Source organism: Butyrivibrio sp. YAB3001, assembly GCF_900112195.1.
Taxonomy (GTDB): Bacteria; Bacillota; Clostridia; order Lachnospirales; family Lachnospiraceae; genus Butyrivibrio.
In genome coordinates this window covers 61,353-81,995 of the sequence record NZ_FOKR01000017.1, presented here as the reverse complement: position 1 = coordinate 81,995, position 20,643 = coordinate 61,353, and the positions used below count along the sequence as shown (strand labels likewise).

Annotated in this window: 17 protein-coding genes; 16 read left to right on the top strand and 1 reads right to left on the bottom strand. The window is 40.4% G+C overall.

From position 1 onward, the window contains the following. Positions 1-26 precede the first annotated feature (26 nt). Complete coding sequence (locus BM086_RS15895; RefSeq protein ID WP_092329213.1) at positions 27-860, top strand: AIM24 family protein; 834 nt, start codon at positions 27-29, stop codon at positions 858-860. A 290-nt stretch (positions 861-1,150) separates the two neighbouring features. Here BM086_RS15895 and BM086_RS15890 read toward each other — a convergent pair whose 3' ends face one another. Beyond that, the gene (locus BM086_RS15890) at positions 1,151-1,687 is read right to left on the bottom strand and encodes a TetR/AcrR family transcriptional regulator (RefSeq protein WP_092329209.1); all 537 of its coding nucleotides are present in this window, start codon (positions 1,685-1,687) and stop codon (positions 1,151-1,153) included. Positions 1,688-1,791: 104 nt separating this feature from the next. On the opposite strand from BM086_RS15890, the gene BM086_RS15885 reads away from it, so the two are divergent. The 15 genes from BM086_RS15885 to nrdR all read left to right on the top strand — a co-directional run bounded on the left by BM086_RS15885 (position 1,792) and on the right by nrdR (position 20,524). Then, positions 1,792-2,907 carry a pectin acetylesterase-family hydrolase gene (locus BM086_RS15885; RefSeq protein ID WP_092329206.1) on the top strand — a complete coding sequence of 372 codons (1,116 nt, stop codon included), beginning with the start codon at positions 1,792-1,794 and terminating at the stop codon, positions 2,905-2,907. 22 nt (positions 2,908-2,929) lie between these two features. Continuing rightward, positions 2,930-3,892, top strand: coding sequence for a poly(ethylene terephthalate) hydrolase family protein (locus tag BM086_RS15880; protein ID WP_092329201.1), 963 nt, complete (start codon positions 2,930-2,932; stop codon positions 3,890-3,892). A 304-nt stretch (positions 3,893-4,196) separates the two neighbouring features. Beyond that, positions 4,197-5,285, top strand: coding sequence for a PDDEXK nuclease domain-containing protein (locus BM086_RS15875; RefSeq protein ID WP_092329197.1), 1,089 nt, complete (start codon positions 4,197-4,199; stop codon positions 5,283-5,285). Positions 5,286-6,376: 1,091 nt separating this feature from the next. Continuing rightward, positions 6,377-7,825, top strand: coding sequence for a methyl-accepting chemotaxis protein (locus BM086_RS15870; RefSeq protein ID WP_175560322.1), 1,449 nt, complete (start codon positions 6,377-6,379; stop codon positions 7,823-7,825). Between the two features lie 558 nt (positions 7,826-8,383). After that, positions 8,384-9,481 (top strand): redox-regulated ATPase YchF, encoded by a 1,098-nt coding sequence (gene ychF / locus BM086_RS15865; protein WP_092329188.1) that lies wholly within the window; start codon positions 8,384-8,386, stop codon positions 9,479-9,481. Positions 9,482-9,526: 45 nt separating this feature from the next. Continuing rightward, positions 9,527-10,420: a prolipoprotein diacylglyceryl transferase gene (gene lgt, locus BM086_RS15860; protein ID WP_092329185.1), complete on the top strand. Its 894-nt coding sequence runs from the start codon at positions 9,527-9,529 to the stop codon at positions 10,418-10,420. Positions 10,421-10,660: 240 nt separating this feature from the next. After that, a complete protein-coding gene (gene mraZ / locus BM086_RS15855) occupies positions 10,661-11,101 on the top strand; it encodes a division/cell wall cluster transcriptional repressor MraZ (RefSeq protein WP_092329180.1) in 441 nt (146 codons plus the stop codon). A gap of 47 nt (positions 11,102-11,148) precedes the next feature. Next, a complete protein-coding gene (rsmH, locus tag BM086_RS15850) occupies positions 11,149-12,090 on the top strand; it encodes a 16S rRNA (cytosine(1402)-N(4))-methyltransferase RsmH (RefSeq protein ID WP_092329175.1) in 942 nt (313 codons plus the stop codon). Between the two features lie 99 nt (positions 12,091-12,189). Then, on the top strand, positions 12,190-12,627 hold the full coding sequence (locus tag BM086_RS15845) for a cell division protein FtsL (protein ID WP_092329171.1): 438 nt from the start codon (positions 12,190-12,192) through the stop codon (positions 12,625-12,627). 10 nt (positions 12,628-12,637) lie between these two features. After that, positions 12,638-14,908: a penicillin-binding transpeptidase domain-containing protein gene (locus tag BM086_RS15840; RefSeq protein WP_092329168.1), complete on the top strand. Its 2,271-nt coding sequence runs from the start codon at positions 12,638-12,640 to the stop codon at positions 14,906-14,908. 54 nt (positions 14,909-14,962) lie between these two features. Further along, positions 14,963-16,336 (top strand): UDP-N-acetylmuramoyl-L-alanine--D-glutamate ligase, encoded by a 1,374-nt coding sequence (gene murD / locus BM086_RS15835; protein ID WP_092329165.1) that lies wholly within the window; start codon positions 14,963-14,965, stop codon positions 16,334-16,336. Positions 16,337-16,455: 119 nt separating this feature from the next. Further along, the gene (locus tag BM086_RS15830; protein WP_092329160.1) at positions 16,456-17,604 is read left to right on the top strand and encodes an FtsW/RodA/SpoVE family cell cycle protein; all 1,149 of its coding nucleotides are present in this window, start codon (positions 16,456-16,458) and stop codon (positions 17,602-17,604) included. A 7-nt stretch (positions 17,605-17,611) separates the two neighbouring features. After that, positions 17,612-18,469 carry a cell division protein FtsQ/DivIB gene (locus BM086_RS15825; protein ID WP_092329156.1) on the top strand — a complete coding sequence of 286 codons (858 nt, stop codon included), beginning with the start codon at positions 17,612-17,614 and terminating at the stop codon, positions 18,467-18,469. A gap of 111 nt (positions 18,470-18,580) precedes the next feature. Beyond that, complete coding sequence (gene ftsZ / locus BM086_RS15820; RefSeq protein ID WP_092329151.1) at positions 18,581-19,822, top strand: cell division protein FtsZ; 1,242 nt, start codon at positions 18,581-18,583, stop codon at positions 19,820-19,822. 189 nt (positions 19,823-20,011) lie between these two features. Then, the gene (nrdR, locus tag BM086_RS15815) at positions 20,012-20,524 is read left to right on the top strand and encodes a transcriptional regulator NrdR (protein ID WP_092329146.1); all 513 of its coding nucleotides are present in this window, start codon (positions 20,012-20,014) and stop codon (positions 20,522-20,524) included. The last annotated feature ends 119 nt before the right edge of the window (positions 20,525-20,643 follow it).

The window sequence follows — 20,643 nt, the reverse complement described above, 5'->3', positions numbered from 1 at the left end:
AGACAACAGCACAGGAGGAAAAATTAATGAACATCAGGAATTTTGAAAACGAAGGCAGAAAATTTGTGGCAAACATGGGCAATTTCCATGTTTTGGAGTATATGCAGGATGCCAGTGTTTCTCCTGCAAATGCAACAACAGAGTATTTCATGAGCAAAATGGGCGTACACAGAAGGCAGCTTGCTATTGAACTTGATGGTAACAACTCTGCGATTATCCAGGCAGGTGCTATGCAGTGGATGGCTGGTAATGTTCAGGCTACATCCGGTGTTAAAGGTGTTGGTGATCTTTTTGGAAAGATGGTAAAAGGAGCTGTAACAAAAGAATCTGCAGTAAAGCCGGAATATGTTGGAAATGGTTGGCTTGTTCTTGAACCTACCTACAAATATATCATTCTTGTGGATGTCGCATCATGGGGACCTGGCATCACCATTGAGGACGGCATGTTTTATGCATGCTCTGGAACAGTAAAAAACAGTGTTGTATCCAGAAAGAATCTTTCATCAGCAGCACTCGGCGGAGAAGGCCTCTTCAACTTGAGCCTTTCCGGCAATGGGATTGCAGCTCTTGAGAGTAATGTCCCATATGCTGAGCTCATAGAGGTAGAACTCAATAACGATACTCTGAAGATAGATGGAAATCTTGCTGTATGCTGGTCTTCAAACCTTGATTTTACTGTTGAAAGGTCTACCAAGACGCTCCTTGGATCTGCAGTAAGTGGAGAAGGGCTTGTAAATGTTTATAGGGGAACAGGAAAAGTTCTCATGAGCCCTGTTGCACCTACAGGCTCGCTATATGCAGCTACAAATACTTTAGCGGCAAAGGCTGCAGCAATTACGAGCAATACATTTGGAAAATGATTTTGTTTAAGCAAGATTATAAGAAAAGGGGCTGTGAAAAAATGATTATCTCATTTTTTCACAGCCCCTTTATACATAGTTTGATTATAAAATTATTACCTTATATAACAAACGAGGTAGCTGCTTTTTTTCAGGTTTGATGGTGGGTGAAAAATATCGGAGAGATCAATGATATGTACACGGAAATGCAAAACGATGAGAACCAAGGCGCATACAGCACTCTGGCATCTCAGGATGATATGGATCGATTCTGATACGAACTATCATTGAAAAAATAGAAAACGGCTATGTTAAGAAGCATCACCTTTGTTTTCGTTCCCTTGGTGAGCAAGTGCAAAGAGAGCCTTTAATTCATCGCCGCTTTCATGCATACCGCGTTTGATCCATTCAAGCATCCAGCCGTAAATGCCATATGCCCAAAATGATTTCATGTATGCTTCAAAATTGGGCATTTCAGGCAGTATCTGAATGGTGCCGATGATGGTTTTCATCATGATGGAGGACATGCCTGCGTTGTAGAGAATGGTATAAAATTCTCTATGATCACGGTAAAAATCGAATAGTGATGGGAATAGACTCTCCGGTGTTGAATCGGGGTTGGATTCATATAGCCTTCCCCATTCCTTAATGAGACGGTCTGACTCTTCTTTCAGAATATCCTCTTTATTCTGGTAGTTGCGGTAAAAAGAGACGCGCCCGATTTCGGCTCTGCTTGTTAGTTCGCTGACAGAAATATCGGAGAGCGGCTTTTCCTTTAGGAGATCAAGAAGAGCGGCTAAAATCTGCTTTTTGACGTATGTATTTTTTTGTTCATTGTTCATGTTCATGCGATGAAACAAACCTCCCAAATATGTATCATTTTTGCTGAAACACTTGTATCGTCGGTGAGTTTATGATACATTTGTTTCAACAACTTGTCAAGGAGGATACCATGAAAAAGGTCATGAAAATTGTCGGCATTACTATAATTGCGGTTGCGGCGATTGTAGCGATTATTGTAGGAGTGATACTTAGCAAAACTGTTTTTGTCAAACATCCGGAGCTCAAAGGCGAACCGGAGATTGGCAAGTGGTATCGTATCACCCCGGAGGGGACAATATCTTCTGATGGAAGCGAATGGCATGGACTCATCAGACTCGGATCTGAGAATAAGGTCGTGGTATACTTTTTCGGCGGTGGTGCAAGCATCAACGGATATACTTCCGAGCACGGTAAAGAATTTTTTGCTACGACAGCAAAAGTCCAGGATTTCGTTGCTTCCGGAGGAATAGGAAGCACTTCGGAAGAGAATCCTTTCCGTGATTGGACTTATCTTGTTCTGCCATATGCCTCCGGAGATTTTCACAGCGGAACAGGCGAGTATCATTACATGGACGGTAGCAAAGAGAGGGTGGTATATCATAACGGATATAACAATTATTCGGCTTTCATGGATGCGGCTATGCCTTATGTTGGCAATCCGGACACTTTACTGGTAATCGGTTTTTCTGCGGGCGGATTTGCGACATCTCTTTTGGCGGACGATGTGATTGACAGGTTTCCTTCTGCGGAAAATATCACGGTATGTGTGGACAGTTCACTGCTTCTCTATGACGGATGGCATGAGACGGCTGACGGATTATGGAAAACACCAACAGTAATTGCCGATCGACTGGTTAGTGATAATCTGGTACTTGATAGTCTTACCGCTTTATACAACAAACGGGGTGATACCGTTAAAATCCTGTTTGACTGTTCCTATCGTGATGATACATTGCAGGAGTATCAGGCATATATCAGGACCGGGACGATGACAAGAAGCAAGGAAAATGGAGACCTGTTCCAGAAGGATCTTGCGGAGATGGTTGATGGATTACAGAAGAACATCCTCAGCGTTGGCATATTTATTTGGAAATATGGTGAGAATCCGGAAACGCATAATACGCAGCATACTATCATATCCAGTAATGTATTTGACAAACTCGAGGCCGAAGTCAGTGTGGCAGATTGGATTTATGCAGCTGTGAACGGGAATGTTCAAAGTCATGGATTAGAGCTGCTCAAATGATAGGAAACAGTAGGAGGTCGGAATGCGAAAGGTCATGAAGATTGTATTGATTTTGCTGGGTGTCGTACTCATCCTGCTAATAGCTGTATTTTTTTACATTAAATCGAAGCTTCCAAATGGGGGCGGAAATAATGACATCACGGAAGGGTATTATGAGCGCTTTCAGTCCGATGAACCACTGGAGATGCGGTACGCAAATCCAAGTTCATTTGAGACAAGCTACACCGAGTTTACCTCTGATAATGAATCCATCGGAAAGGTAAGAGTCTGGTATCCGACAGAATTGGAAGGCAGTGATAAAATTTGGCCGATGATCATGGTCGTCAATGCCAGCGGAACGCCTGCTTCATCCTATGAGCCATTCTTTCCGCGGCTTGCTTCATGGGGCTTTGTAGTGGTTGGCAATGAAGACGGGCAGACCGGAAACGGTCAGACAGCATCCATTACATTAGATTTCATGCTGAATGTTCCGTCTGACAGCGTTCTTGCAAGAAAAATAGATTACCATAACATGGGAATCATCGGATACTCCCAGGGAGGAGCCGGTGCAATCTGCGCAGTGACGAAATATGAAAATGGTGCGTATTACAAAGCTATGTTTACCGGAAGTGCTGCGTATCCAACACTTGCCAGAAACATGGGCTGGGAATATGACGCCTCTAGAGTGACGATCCCTTATTTTATGGTTGCTGGAACGGGAAAGTCGGACGATTCCGGGTCTGATCCTGAAACAAGCTATGGAGGTGTTTCCCCGCTTTCAGCACTTACATCGAACTACAACAGTATTTCTGATGATGTGCAAAAGGTGCGTGCAAGAGCTGTTGGCGCTGAGCATGAGCAGATGCTGATGCGTTCGGATGGATATATGACAGCATGGATGCTGTATCAGCTTGCAGGAGATGAAGAGGCGGCTGCAGTCTTTGTTGGGGAAAATGCAGAAATCCTGCATAATAATAACTGGCAGGATGTGGAGAAGAATCAATGAACGAGAAAAAAAGAAACCGATTCGGAAAATATTGATCATATTTATAGTAATACTTGCGGTTCTGGCAGGAGGGATATTGTTTGTCCTGACACATACGCAGATCATTGTTGGTATTATTCAAAAGCTATCGGCAAGTACATGAATTGATCGATCCTCTTGCAGAAAGAAATATGGAGTGATAATTTCACCGGGGTTTTTGAATTTAAGGGCAGTTATTTCGAAAGAGATAGCTGTCTTTTTTACACATGATATAGTCAATACTGTATAATTGAATTTGCTTGATAGAAATATTTGGAGGCGAGATATGAGCAACCTTATTAAAATTGATAATGAATATAAAAACTGGGTTACAGAAGTATCAAAGCGTTTCAGACAGACCCAGCTAAAAGCTGCTGTGAAGACTAATAGCGATATGCTTAGATTCTATTGGTCTCTTGGCAGAGATATTGTTGGAATGAGCGAGAAGAATAATTACGGTTCTGGCTTTTATAAAACAATTAGTGAGGATCTTAAAGATATCTTTCCAGATATTAAATCGTTTTCGCCTACAAATCTTAAATATATGAGATATTTTTATGAGATGTATCCAGAAATATTAAATCGTCCTCAACTTGGGGACGATTCTGAAAATGAATTAAATCGTCCCCAGGCTGGGGACGATTTGGAAAATGCAATATTTTTTATTCCTTGGGGGCATAACAAAGTTATCATAGATAAGTGTAAAGGAGATTCCGCAAAGGCACTGTTCTATGTGAAGAAAACATTGGAAAACAATTGGTCAAGGGATGTTCTTTTGAACTTCCTTGATACTGATCTGTATGAGAGACAAGGTAAGGCAGTAACCAACTTTGCATTAACATTACCAGCAGAGCAGAGTGATCTTGCGCAGGCTATGACGAAGGATCCATATAGATTTGATTTCTTAACATTGAGAGAAAAGTATGATGAGAAAGAGCTTAAGGATGCGCTTATAAACAAGGCCGAGAAGTTCCTTATGGAACTTGGTACAGGCTTTGCATATATGGGTCGAGAAGTCAGGATTGAAGTAGGTGATACTGAGAAGTTTATTGATATGCTCTTTTACAACACCAAGCGACACTGCTATGTAGTTTTGGAAGTGAAAACGGGCAAGTTTGATTCTTCATATGCTGGACAGCTTGGCACATATGTTGTAGCAGTAAATCACCAGATTAAGTCAGAAGAAGATAATCCAACTGTTGGCTTGTTGATATGTAAAGATCTTGACAAAGTAGAGGCTCAATATGCGTTGGAATCAAGTAGCCAACCTATTGGCGTATCCAGTTACGAATTATCAAAGTTGATTCCAGAAGAATTTAAAGGAAGTATGCCAACGATTGAAGAAATTGAAGCAGAGTTTGGAAATATTGATTGAGCTTAGGATTAGACAATGTAAGAAATAAGGCTCACGTTTAAATGAAACTAAATTATGCAACTGTATCCAGATGAAATTATCCCTCAACTTGAGGGATAATTTGAGAGTAGTTACACCAAATTTTTTGAAATAAAAAGCTTACATAGAGCAGTTATCTCAAACGAGGTAGCTGCTTTTTTGCGCTCATTTTGAGCCTGAAACAATTCACTTTCAGAAGGAGGTAGGCGATGAACTACGAAGAATTCAAAGACAAGGTAGTAGAAGATGTAAGAAGAGAGTTAGAGACAAGAACTGGACAAACATCATTTAAGAACTCATATTATTTATGACTCCGTCCACTGGGGGTATTCTCTGAGTCCATTGTACAAAAGTGACCTGGATGCAGGATTTCATGTAAGTCAAGAAAATAGGTGGCTTATACGAAAGTGGTAGTAAGACGTAGTTTCATATAAACAAGATTAAAACACCAGAACTTTGAGCTATATAATGGACCACAAACCCCGTCCCAATGTCATTTAGATAAGAAAAATTTGTGACAGAGCAACAAGCATGATATTTATAGCGCCTACGTGATATGTTGCTCTTTATTAGTTGTAGACCACGTAGAAATGAACAGATATTTAGAAAAATTACGTAAGGATAGGTCTGTTAACGAAGGTGCATCACGTAGAATGCCTGAAAATCATTGCAAAACTACGTGATAACATTCAAAAGATAAAACATTGTCACGTAGATGTCTACGCCACTGAATAATCTGCAGAACGTAGCGTGCCCATTTCGCATTTACTACGTTTTCTTATCTAAATAGCATTGGAACCGTCCCCAATGACTCCACTGTACTGTCTTAGGCAGAATTCTATGTTGTTCCTGTCAATAATACAACAATTGAGCCGTAGTAAAGATCAGGGCGATACTGCTAAAACCAATCTTGCATACGGTCAGGCGATAGTTTTCCCATGCCTGACTTCATAACCGGATGCAAGATTGGTTTTAGCGTTATTTAATAATTGTTCACAACGAAATAGTATATAATTATTTTGTCAGTTATTGTACAGTTAAATTCTGTTTTCATGGCTAAAGGAGATAATTATATGACCCCTGACCAGTATGCAAGATCAAACAAAAAAGTATTTCAGATCAACCTTATTATTGCCTTTACTGCGCTTTTAATGGTAGTGCTGGATGCTACAACACACGGAATGAGCCTGGGGCTTGTCATCGATATTGTCGCTGTCCTGGCAGGTGTGCTGCAGATGACGGTTGGATTTATCAAATTCAGAGAGACCAGGTTTGGCGCAGTGGTCATTCTGGGAGGTCCGACTCTTTACTATATCATTATCATGATAATACAAAATGAAATGATTTTTTATGCATTCGCGATACCGGTAATGCTGTCGTGTATTCTTTATCTGGACTTAAGGCTCTATGTGGTGGGACAGATGGCTATGACCATAGGCGGACTTATTGTCCTGGTCAGAAATCTTATTGCTACAGGTTCGATACCCAGGGACCATTTTGTGGCCTGTTTCATAATCATTCTTGCGGGAATTGCCGGAATAGAGTCGCTTAAGATGAGGCGGACCCTGGTAAGAGAGGACGACGAGGCCATCAAGAAAGGGCAGGAGACCCAGGAAAAGACCCGTATCCAGATGGTGGAGATCGCCAAGGAAATTACGGGGCTGTTTGATGAGGCCCATGGGGAAGTCGATGAGTTAAAGAGCATCATAGGAAGAAACCACGATGGCATGAGGGAAATTGCGGGCAGCACAGGAAATACCGCAGCTGCCGTGACAGAGCAGTCACATCAGATAGCAGATATCCATGAGCAGACGGAAGTGGCTGATGCCAAGAGAAATCAGATGGTTGAGATGTCCGAGAGCACGCAGAAAGCCGTTATTGATGGGACTAAGGTCATCGACCAGCTCAAGGACAAGACCGCAAATGTTGTTGAGATGAGTGATAAGACGGTGGCATCCACAAAAGCTGTCACTGAGAAGGTCGAAAAGGTTGAGAAGATTGTCGGTTCCATCATATCGATATCAAAGCAGACCAATCTTCTTGCGCTCAATGCTTCAATTGAGGCAGCGCGTGCGGGAGAAGCCGGGAAAGGTTTCGTTGTGGTTGCCGATGAGATAAGGCAGCTGTCGGAGCAGACCAGCAGTGCTTCAAATCAGATCACCAGCATCATGCAGGAGCTTTCCGCTGATGTTCAGAATGCGGTAGACTCTACCAATGCGGTAGCTGAGTCTGTCAAGGCTCAGGACATTCTTATCAGAGAGACCGCAGATACTTTTGAAGAGATCGGGGAGAACGTTGGAAACCTTATAGGAAGATTTAATGATATCGGTACTTCCATAGAAGCTATAGGAAGAAGTGCAACGGAGATCAATAATAATATTGCGAGCCTCGCCGCCACAAGTGAGCAGGTGGCATCTTTGTCCAGTATGGGCGAAGAGGGAGCAAGGACAGCGGTGGAGAAATTTGATGAGTTTGATATTCTGCTGAAGGGGATATATGATCAGGCGCAGAGGCTGAAATAATGTAATACCGGTCAGGGCAATCACGGGGACGGGAAGTCACGGGGACGGTTCCAATGTCATTTAGATAAGAAAATGCAGTAAATGCGAAATAGGCACGCTACGTTCTTCAGATTATACAGTAGCGTGGATATCTACGTGACACAGCTTTATCTTTAGACTGTTATCACGTATTTTCGCAATGATTTTCTGGCATTCTACGTGATACACCCCCATTAACAAGCCTCTCCTCACGTATTTTTTCCAAATATCTGTTTAGTTTTACGTGTTCTACAACTAATAAAGAGCAGCATCTCACGTAAACGCTATAAATATCATGCTTGTTGCTCTGTCACATCTTTTTCTTATCTAAATGACATTGACCCCGTCCCCTAGGTCCATTCCCTAGGTTCATTACTGCATGTTTTTACAAATCCGTCCTGACATGGTAATATATATTCGCTGTGTCAGGACTATTTTTATGTCATAATAGATAAATGGTGCCCGGCGTGGTACTCGGTACAATAAGCTGAGATAACAAATGGCTTAAATAAAGCATTTTTAGAAGGAGAATATACAAATATGAAACTAGGAATCGTAGGACTTCCAAACGTTGGAAAAAGTACACTGTTTAATTCACTTACAAATGCGGGGGCGCTTGCTGCAAACTATCCGTTTGCAACTATTGATCCCAATGTAGGTGTGGTTGCTGTTCCGGATAAGAGACTTAAGCTTTTAGGAGATCTTTATCATTCCAAGAAGGTTACACCTGCAACAATTGAATTTGTAGATATTGCGGGACTTGTTAAGGGAGCATCAAAGGGTGAAGGACTTGGAAACCAGTTCCTTGCCAATATCCGTGAGACTGATGCGATTGTTCATGTTGTAAGATGCTTTGAGGATCCTAATGTAGTACATGTTGACGGTTCAGTTGATCCTGCAAGAGATATCGAGACAATTAATCTTGAACTTGTTTTTGCTGACCTTGAAGTGCTTGAGCGCAGAATTGCCAAGACTTCCAAGACTGCAAGAATGGATAAGTCAGCAGCTAAGGAACTTGAACTTCTTAATAAGATAAAAGAAGTTCTTGAAGCAGGCAAGATGGCAAGAGAACTTGAGATTGATGATGAAGATGAGCTTGCGCTTATGAATGGTTATGATCTTCTTACATGGAAGCCGGTTATTTATGCTGCCAACGTTAAGGATGATGATCTTGCTGATGATGGCGCTTCTAATGAATATGTTGCAAAGGTTAGAGACCTTGCTGCTAAGTCAGGAAGTGAAGTATTTGTGATAAGTGCGCAGATTGAAGCAGAAATATCTGAACTTGAAGCTGATGAAAAGGCTGAGTTTTTGGAGAGCCTTGGACTTGAAGAGTCAGGTCTTGATAAGCTTATAGCAGCAAGCTACAAGACACTCGGACTTATGAGCTTCCTTACATCAGGTGAAGATGAGACAAGAGCCTGGACAATCAAAATCGGAACAAAGGCTCCACAGGCAGCAGGTAAGATCCACACTGATTTCGAGAGAGGATTTATTAAGGCTGAAGTAATTAATTATGAAGATCTTCTTCGCGAGGGTTCAATAGCAGCTGCCAAGGAAAAGGGACTTGTACGTATGGAAGGAAAAGAGTACGTGGTACAGGATGGAGACGTTATTTTGTTCAGATTCAATGTATGATTCAAGATAGCTGAAATACACAAATTTGCGGGTTTGGAGGATGATATGCCGGAGATAATGGGGAAGATGGATATTGCATTTCCAAATATCAATATCTATCTGGAGAATGTACCTAAGAATTTCACGATTTTTGGTTTTACAATTGCCTTGTATGGCGTGATAATCGGACTTGGATTTTTCCTTGCACTTGTTTTTATTTCTGCAATGGCAAAAAGAACCGGTCAGAACTCTGATGATTATTGGGATATTGCTACATATATAATAGTGTTTTCAATTATCGGTGCGAGATTATATTATGTTTTTTTTGCATGGGATTATTATAAGAGCAACCCGATAAGCATACTGTATATCAGAAATGGCGGACTGGCTATTTACGGTGGGGTGATTGCTGGCTTTACTACAGCATTTATTTACACCAGAATAAAGAAAAAGAGCTTCCTGATGATGACCGATACAATTATGTATGGTCTTGTTCTGGGGCAGGTGCTTGGAAGATGGGGGAATTTTACGAACAGAGAAGCTTTCGGCGAATATACAAACGGGCTTCTTGCAATGAGAATTCCTATCGAAATGGTGAGAAGTGGTGAGATCACTGAACTTATGAAGGAACATATCACCGGTAATATCAACTATGTTCAGGTTAGCCCCACATTTTTGTATGAAAGTCTCTGGAATCTTTGTTTGCTTCTGATTCTTCTATTATATTGTAAGCACAAGAAGTTTAACGGTGAGATTGTACTTCTTTATCTGGGAGGCTATGGACTTGGAAGAGCCTGGATTGAAGGACTTAGAACCGACCAGCTTAAGATGCATTCTTTGGGACTTCCGGTTTCACAGATGCTTGCTATAGGACTTATCGTTTTTGCGGTAGTTGCTGATATTGTTGTCAGAATTAAACTTGGGAAAAACAAGGCTGAAACCTGGCCTGTATCTGAATAAGAGAGATTGCTGCTTGAGGCGACGGAGCGATTATTTTTATGATTTTATAAAAAGTTATATTTTTTTATAACTATATATTGATGGAATGTTTTATATCCACCCAACTATTTGTTGTTGGGTGGATTTTTTTGTTGCTTTACCTGGATAGTGCGGAAAACAGGGTTGTTTAATGAAAAAAAATATCTTATAATACAATCAGGTGGTAAAAAGTGTCAAAAAGTGGTTGAAAGTGGTAGATAAGTGGGAGCAGCGTTCAAAGGAGAATATAGTCATTCCATAGACGCCAAGGGAAGACTCATAATACCTGCTAAATTCCGTGAACTTCTTGGTGAACAGTTTGTGGTTACTAAGGGCTTTGACGGATGTTTATTTGTGTTCTCCAATGATGAGTGGGAAGTGTTTGAGGGTAAGATTCAGAAACTTCCTATGGATAATCCCGGTGCTAGAGCATTGAGCCGCTTTTTTATCTCAGGAGCCTGTGATGCTGAAGTGGATAAGCAGGGACGAATAAATATTCCCACCAATCTTCTTGAATATGCCAAGATCGAGAAAGAGGCTGTGATTGCCGGTGTTGGTAACAGGGCAGAAATCTGGAGCAAGGAAGAGTGGGAGAAGGCTTGCAGCTTTGATGACATTAACGAGATAGCCGCCAAGATGAGTGAATACGGACTTAGCATTTAATAATGTGATGATCTGATGATTGGTTTCGGGTTTAAAGTGGTAGAGACATGGAATTTAAACATTATTCTGTACTCCTTGAGGAGTGCCTGGAAAATCTGAATATTAAGCCGGATGGTATTTATCTTGACGGGACATTGGGCGGAGCAGGACATTCTTTTCATATAGCTGAGAGACTTAACGATGGTGGTCATCTATATGGAACAGATCAGGATGAAGCTGCAATAAATGCTGCAACGAAGCGCCTTGAGCCATTCGCAGACAGAGTTACCATCATAAGAGACAATTATGAGAATGCTGTTGACAGATTGAGAGCTTTGGGAGTTACCGGAGTTGATGGGATTTTACTTGATCTTGGTGTTTCTTCATATCAGCTTGATAACGCAGACAGAGGCTTTACTTATAAGGAAGATGTTCCGCTTGATATGAGAATGGACCAGAGGCAGACACTCACAGCCAGAGACATAGTTAATAATTATTCCGAAACTGAGATTTTCCATATTATCAGAGATTATGGAGAAGATAAATTTGCCAAGAATATAGCAAAGCATATTTGTATAGAGCGAAGCAAAGCGCCTATTGAAACAACATTTCAGCTAAATGACATAATTAAGGCAGCTATTCCGGCCAAGATGCGAGAAAAGGGAGGACATCCTTCCAAGAGAACTTATCAGGCAATTCGAATTGCCCTTAACAGAGAACTTGATGTTCTTCAGAACTCACTGGATGGTTTTATTGATTTCCTGAATCCGGGTGGAAGGCTTTGCGTAATTACATTCCATTCTCTGGAGGATAGAATAACCAAGAACAATTTCAGGAAAAATGAAAATCCATGTACATGCCCGTCTGATTTTCCGGTATGTGTATGTGGCAAAAAGTCCAAGGGTAAAGTGGTGACAAGGAAACCCATTTTACCAAGTGAAGAGGAACTTTCAGAAAATAAGAGATCTCAAAGCGCTAAACTTAGAGTCTTTGAGAAAGCAATGAATTGATTTAGTGAATATAAGATGCTGACATTATTGATTTGGTCGGTATTTTCTTAACAAACTATAGCTCATATGAGCAAGACTACTATAAGAAGGAGGTTGGACATGGCAAACAGATACGTGTATGGGAATACTGTTAGAAAAGTAAAAGAGCCGGTTCATGACAGTAGATATTACCATGTTCATGAACCTTCAAGAACCAGAAGACATCATATGAGCCTTGGTTATCTTTTGTTTTTATCTCTGGCAGTAATGATGATGGCGGCAACACTTGCGTGGTACATCTCATTGCAGTCACAGATACAGGGCAGTGTCAAAAATATAGCCAGTTTAGAAAGTCAACTTAATACATTGAAACAGGAGAATGATGAGGCGTATAATAGAGCGAATGGCAACTTGGATCTCGATGAAGTGAAAAGAATAGCCATCCAGGAATACGGAATGTCATACGCTACAGAAGGTCAGATAGTTACATATTCTGATGGTGGTGGGAATGATTATGTTCGTCAGGTAGCGCCTATTCCTGAAAGCGATGGAAAGTGATGTATAGCAAATGAAACGTAATAGAAAAAAAGTTGGCCAAAAGTTTACAATTTGGATGAAGAAAAAGCTGGTAGTGCTATTTACATTGGTACTACTGGCTTTCGTTGGATTAGGGGTAAGACTTATTCTGATAACGAAAAATAACGGAGAAGAATACGAAAGACAGGTTTTATCACAACAGCAGTATGATTCGAAGACATTACCTTTCAGAAGAGGAGAAATCCTTGATGCCAACGGAACAATCCTTGCATACAGCGAAAAAGTATATAATCTTATACTTGACGCAAAAATTCTTTTACGAGATGAAAAATATTTAGAGCCAACATTAAATGCGCTTTCTTCAAATTTTGATCTGGATATTTCACAGATAAGAGCGTATCTCAAAGAAAATCCGACTTCTCAGTATTATATACTTGCTAAAAAACTTTCTTTTGATCAGATAGCTAATTTTCAGGAGATGATAACTCCCGGTACAGATAATTATGATGAGAACATTCAGGGAATCTGGTTTGAATCCGGATATATCCGCAAATATCCCAATGGGTCACTTGCATGTGATGTAATAGGCTTCACATCAGGTGATAACAACGGAATGTATGGACTTGAGGAGTATTACAACGATACACTTAGCGGTACGATGGGGCGAGAGTACGGGTATCTGGATGATGATTCCAATCTTGAGAGGACAACAATACCGGCAACTGATGGCGACAGTATAGTTACTACAATAGATGGAAATCTTCAGAATATCGTTGAGAAACATCTGAATGAATTTAACGAGACTTATCAGAATAACGTAAGATATGGAAATGGCGCCAACAACGTGGGTTGCATCATAATGGATGTGGATTCCGGGGAAGTAATGGCGATGGCGAGCTACCCTAATTTTGATCTTAATAATCCAAGGGACAAGTCCAAACTGCTTGGTATGCCTGCGGTAGATGAAAAGGGTAATAAAGTTAAGGGAGAGAGCATCTATGATTCAGGTGTATATATTACGGAAGAGATGCTTGAAGAGTTTTCTGATGAACAGCTTTATCAGAATTATAATGCGCTTTGGAAGAATTTTTGCATAGCAGATACATATGAGCCGGGATCTGTCGCTAAGCCGTTTACTGTGGCAACGGGCCTTGAAACAGGTGCTATCACGGGAAATGAAGTGTATAATTGTAAAGGCTATCTGAATGTGGGTGGCTGGGATATTTCCTGCCATAATACATATGGTGATGGCGCAGTATCTGTTGAGAGAGGTATTGCGATATCCTGTAACGTAGCGATGATGTATATCGGTCAGGCTATAGGAGTTAATAATTTTACAACATTTCAGAAGAATTTCGGATTTGGTCTAAAGACTAACATTGACCTTGCAGGTGAGGCAAGAACTGAGGGGCTTACCTATAATGCTTCAAATATGGGACCGACTGAACTTGCGACCAATACTTTCGGCCAGGGCTTCAACGTGGACATGATAGAGATGATCACAAGCTTTTGCTCACTGATCAATGGCGGATATTATTATGAACCACACATTGTAAAGAAAATTATTAATTCAAGCGGTGCGACGGTAAAAAGCATAGAGCCAAGGGTTCTTAGACAGACTATTTCCGCAAGCACTTCTGAAAAAGTAATTCAGTATTGTAATAAAGTAGTTTCCAGTGACGAAGGAACGGGTAAAACTGCAAGACCTGCAGGCTACATGATAGGCGGAAAAACTGGTACAGCGCAGACACTTCCCAGAAAAAACAGGCAGTATGTACTTTCTTTTATGGGATATGCTCCTGCTAATGACCCTAAGATAGCAATATATGTTGTTGTAGACAGACCAAATGTGCAATATCAGGATACAGCAACAAGGCTGGCAACTTTACTTGTGAGAAGCATTCTTACAGAGGCTCTTCCATATCTGAATTTCCCTATGACTGAGGAACTTTCTGAGTCTGAACAGACTGAACTTGCTGAGCTCAGGGAAAAGATGGTTACTCCGGTTGCTACGGAAACTGAAGAGGGAGCCGAGGAAAATGCTGAAGGAAATGAAGGCGAAGAAGGCCAGAACTCGGAAGAGACTGTAGAGATAACCGTAGAAGAAACACAGGAAGAATCTGGCAGATCTTCAATTTGGCAGTCATTTGACGTAGACCCTGAGACGGGGTATTATATTGACCCAGATACAGGGAAGCTTCTTGACCCGAATAATGGAAGTCCTTCCGGAGCGGATACACTTCCTGATTTTGAGGGAGGAGCAGAGCCAGATGGCAGTGCCGAGGAAAATAACGGTGAATGATTACTAACTGTGATAGTTTAACGAAAAAACAATATAATTACGAGGAAAAAGCAAATGGTAGCGGAATTAAAAGGAAAAAAGGTACTTGTAATAGGCTCTGGTTTATCAGGAGTCGGCTCAGTGAGCCTTCTTAATAAGGTTGGCGCAGTTCCGATAATGCTTGAGGAGAATACAAAAGTATCTGAAGATGACATCAGAGGGAAACTACATGATGCAGACCGTGAGAATACTCAGATTATAATAGGAACAATTTCTGATGAAGTTCTTGATGAAATATCACTGGTTGTTCCAAGTCCTGCAGTACCTCTTGATACACCAACAATAATGCGTATAAAGGATAGAAATATTCCTATTTGGAGTGAGATAGAGCTTGCTTTTAATTTTGCAAAGGGTAAGTTTGTAGCAATTACAGGAACAAATGGCAAGACAACAACAACTACTTTGGTTGGCGAAATAATGAAAGCTCATTTTGGAAAAGCATATGTTGTTGGTAACATTGGCGTTTCCTATGCGGAGAGCGCGCTTGAGATGACGGATTCTTCAGTTACTGTAGGAGAAATAAGCTCTTTTCAGTTAGAGGCAGTAGATAATTTTCATGCCAATGTTTCTGCTATATTAAATGTAACGCCTGATCATCTTAACAGACATCATACAATGGAATGCTATGCTTCCATGAAAGAGAATATTGCGCATAATCAGACAAAAGAGGATACCTGTGTCCTTAACTATGACAATGAATATACAAGGGACTTCGGGAAGAGATGTCCTGCAAAGGTTGTTTTCTTTTCATCAAAAGAAAAGCTTCAGGATGGCTTTTATCTTGATGGCGAGGACATTTATATGGCAACCGCAGGAAATGCCATGAAAGTGATGAATGTTCATGATATGAATCTGGTTGGAATGTGCAATATCGAGAACGTTATGGCTGCCCTTGCTATGTCACTTGCAATGGATGTGCCGCTTGCTACTATTCTTAGCGTTATCAGAAACTTTAAGGCAGTGGAACACAGAATCGAATTTGTTGCAACCAAGAGGGGCGTTGATTATTATAATGATTCAAAGGGAACTAATCCTGACGCAGCGATCCAGGGAATCAGAGCGATGAGCAAGCCTACTATTCTTATAGGTGGTGGCTATGATAAAGGCAACGAATATGATGAGTGGATTGAAAACTTTGGTGATACAGTCAAACTCCTTGTTCTTATAGGACAGACTAAGGAAAAAATTGCAGAATGTGCGAAAAAGCACGGCTTTAACAATTTTGTGTTCAAGGATACCTATGAAGATGCACTTAGATTCTGTACAGAAAATGCAGAGCCCGGTGATGCAGTTCTTTTATCACCTGCCTGTGCAAGCTGGGATATGTTCCCTAACTATGAGACAAGAGGAAAGAAGTTTAAGGAATATGTAAATAAACTCCCGGATTGATCGATGATATTTTATGTCTGAAAGAATTGCAGAAACGCGTAATTACTGCGATTTTTGAGTGGTAATGAATGTATATCTTATGGGAATGGTATTAACAAGAAATGCCTGTTTTATGGGGGATGAATTTGAATAGAACAGCTACATTAAAGAAACAAAGGGAAGAGAGATATGTGGATTACAGCCTGATATTTATAATCTTGTTTTTGGTTATGTTTGGGCTTATAATGCTATATTCTACAAGTTCTTACGATGCTAATTTACAAACAGGTGATCCTGCTTATTATTTCAAGCATCAGCTATTGCCAACTATAATCGGACTTTCGTTTATGATTGTGATTTCTTTTATTCCGTATAAGTTATGGCAAAAAATGACAGTTATAATATACGGAGTGGCGGCCCTGCTTCTTATACTGGTTATTCCGTTTGGAAGAACTATTAATGGAGCAAGACGTTGGATATATATCGGAAGTGTGTCAATTCAGCCTGCGGAGGCTGCAAAGGTTGCGACAATAGTTTTTACTGCGACAATTATTATCAAGCTTCAAAAAAATCTTACTACGCCAAAAGGCTTTGGAATTGCTATTCTTTTTCCGGCAATTTTGGCATTTATGGTATATAAGATCACCAGAAACTTAAGCTCGGCAGTTATTATAATCGGAATAACGGTAATTATGCTTTTTGTGGCTACTCCGGGGTACAAGAGATATATACTCGGGGGCTTGGCGCTGGCGGCATTTATAGCAGCAGTAATTATGATTGTAGTTAATTCGAAGGATAACGGCGGTAAGAACTATCGTTTTGAACGTATTCTGGCATGGCTTGATCCCAATGCGTATGCCAGTGACAAGAGTTTCCAGACGCTCCAGGCTCTTTATGCAATTGGATCGGGCGGTATCTTTGGCAAAGGTCTTGGAGAGAGCATGCAGAAGATGAAGCTTCCAGAGGCACAGAATGATATGATTTTCTCTATCATTTGCGAGGAACTTGGCTTGTTTGGCGCAATTGCTGTTATGATTATGTTCATTCTTCTTATATGGAGACTTATGGTAATTGCCAATAATGCTCCGGATATGTTTGGCGCGCTTTTGGTAATCGGTGTAATGGGACACATTGCTATTCAGGTTATTCTGAATATTGCAGTTGTAACAAACACAATACCAAACACCGGAATTACCTTGCCATTTATAAGCTATGGCGGTTCGGCTGTTATCATTCAGCTTGCGGAAGTTGGAATGACTCTGAATGTTGCGCGAAATATAGGACGATAATGGCATTATGGTAAAGAAGCGAAAAAGAAAAGTTCTGCGAAGGCGGACAAGAGACTATTATTATGATGATTACACTCCGAGCCTTGGCGAAAGGCTTGCGGATTTTCATCCGTTGGAGTCGCTTAAAAATCTTTTGAAATATAGCCGCAGTATATGCATTATTTTTGCTATAATCCTTATGCTGTTTGCTGTGGCTTTTATAGTTTTTAATTATGTGTCGACAAAGTATACGATCACAAACATATATGTAAATGGAAATACGCATTATACAAATGAAGAGATAATCGATATGGTAATGACTGATAAACTTAGTCATAATTCGATTTTTCTTTCACTTAAATATAGAGATAAGAGCATTGAAGATATTCCGTTTGTTCAAAAAATGGATGTTGACATAATATCGCCTGACACTGTAAGAATAAATGTCTACGAGAAGGCTGTTGCCGGATATATCGCATATCTTGGGCATTACATGTACTTTGACAGGGATGGTATAGTTGTTGAAAGCTCGATGGAAACATCAGACAGTGTTCCGCAGGTCATGGGGCTGGACTTTCATTATTGCATATTGTATGAGAAGCTTCCTGTAGAGAATGAGAAGGTGTTTTCCGAGATACTTGATATCACGCAGCTTTTGGATAAATATCAGCTAAATGCAAATAAAATCTTTTTTGATTCGGAATATAATGTATACTTATATTTTGATGACGTTGAGGTCAGTCTTGGAACTAATGATTATATTGATGAAAAGATTATTCAGCTTCAATATATACTTCCTAATCTGGCTGACAAAAAAGGAATATTGGAAATGAAGGATTTTAGCGAAGATAAAAAGAACGTCACATTTGAGGAAAAAAAGCAATAAAATTTCTTCGCAAAATTATAAATTAAGTATTAAAAAACTGGTTGATAAATAAAAAAAAAAATCGTATCATAACTATTAGTAGTTTATGAGGTTTATGAAGGAGGAGTTATCTTGCTGGAGATTAAGTCAAATGAGGCTGAATCTGGCTGCAAAATCATCGTTGTCGGGGTTGGCGGCGCAGGTAATAATGCTGTAAATAGAATGGTAGATGAGAATATTACTGGTGTTGAGTTTATTGGTATCAATACTGATAAGCAGGCACTTCAGCTTTGTAAGGCACCTAAGCTTCTACAGATTGGTGAGAAGCTTACTAAGGGACTTGGTGCAGGTGCAAAGCCTGAGATTGGTCAGAAGGCAGCCGAGGAGAGTGCAGAGGAAATATCAGCAGCGTTGAAGGGCGCAGACATGGTATTTGTTACTTGCGGTATGGGCGGCGGAACCGGTACAGGTGCAGCTCCTGTTGTTTCCAAACTTGCCAAGGAAATGGGTATCCTTACTGTTGGCGTAGTTACAAAGCCTTTTAAGTTTGAGGCAAGAGTTCGTATGCAGAACGCTATGCTCGGTATTCAGAATATAAAGAGTAATGTAGATACACTTATTGTTATCCCTAACGATAAGCTTCTTGAGATTGTAGACAGACGTACAACAATGCCTGATGCTCTTAAGAAGGCTGATGAGGTTCTTCAGCAGGCAGTACAGGGTATTACTGACCTTATTAATGTACCTGCTGTAATCAATCTTGACTTTGCTGACGTTCAGACTGTTATGAAGGACAGAGGTATTGCGCATATCGGTATCGGTAGCGGTAAGGGCGATGATAAGGCTACAGATGCTGTTAAGATGGCAGTAGAGAGTCCTCTTCTTGAGACACAGATCAATGGCGCTTCAAATGTTATTATCAATATTTCCGGTGATATAACACTCGCTGATGCATCAGATGCTTCAGAGTATGTTCGTAGTCTTGCAGGAGATGATACTAATGTTATCTTTGGTGCTATGTATGATGAGACCAAGACTGATACATGTACAATTACTGTAATTGCTACAGGTATTGAGGATAAGGCTAATGAAATTCCGCTTCCAAGTAAGCCGGCTGCACAGCCGATTCCTCAGCAGCCACAGGCAGCTCCAATGGGAATGACACAGGTTCAGCCAACTGTGAGTCCGGTTCAGACGCAGCCAATCACACCTTTACAGTCAGTTGTTACACCTAGCACGGTTGCTCCAGAGCCAGTAAATACAGTTAATATTCCAAGACCTACTTCAACTCTTACTCTTAATAAGCCATCAGAGATTAAGAGCACAGTAGAACCTAAATCTCTTAAGATTCCGGATTTCCTTCAAAGAAAATAAATGATTGATGATAACCCTCTTGTTTGATTACAGGAGGGTTTTTTGTGTATTTCTGCAATTTCATTTATAATTTTATTCTTTGTTAATAAATTGTAGAAAAGAGTAAAAATTGATGATACAATAAATGGTAGAGCGCTTTATTATTTGCACAATATACAGTACTAAAGTTTTGTTGATGGAGGTATGGAAATGAAATGCCCTTTTTGCGGAAAAGATGACACAAGAGTAATTGATTCAAGGCCTGCTGATGAGAATACATCTATAAGAAGGCGAAGGGTATGCGATTCATGCGGTAAGCGTTTTACAACTTATGAAAAGGTTGAGACTATTCCACTTATTGTTATTAAAAAAGGAGATATTCGCGAGCCTTATGACAGAGCTAAGATAGAAGCAGGTGTATTCAGAGCATGTCATAAACGTCCGGTAAGCGCAGAACAGATCACACAGCTTGTAGATGCTGTTGAGACAGAAGTATTCAACATGGAACAGAAAGAAATACAGAGCCGTGCAATCGGTGAAATTGTAATGGATAAGATGAAGAACCTTGATCCTGTTGCATATGTTCGTTTTGCTTCTGTTTACAGAGAATTCAAGGATGTTAATACCTTTATGGATGAACTTAAGTCTGTTCTTAGAAAAGAGGCTGAGGGAACCATCACAGATTCAACCAATAAGAATACGCCGCTCCTTAAGAAAGAGTGATATTTTTGGCTTCGCATAGAGTTGTATATGATGCTTTTATGCGGAGCTTTTTTTATATGTTTAGGCCGTATGTCATGTTGACAAATCTTTGTCAAAGCCGTATATTTGTCATTGTGACA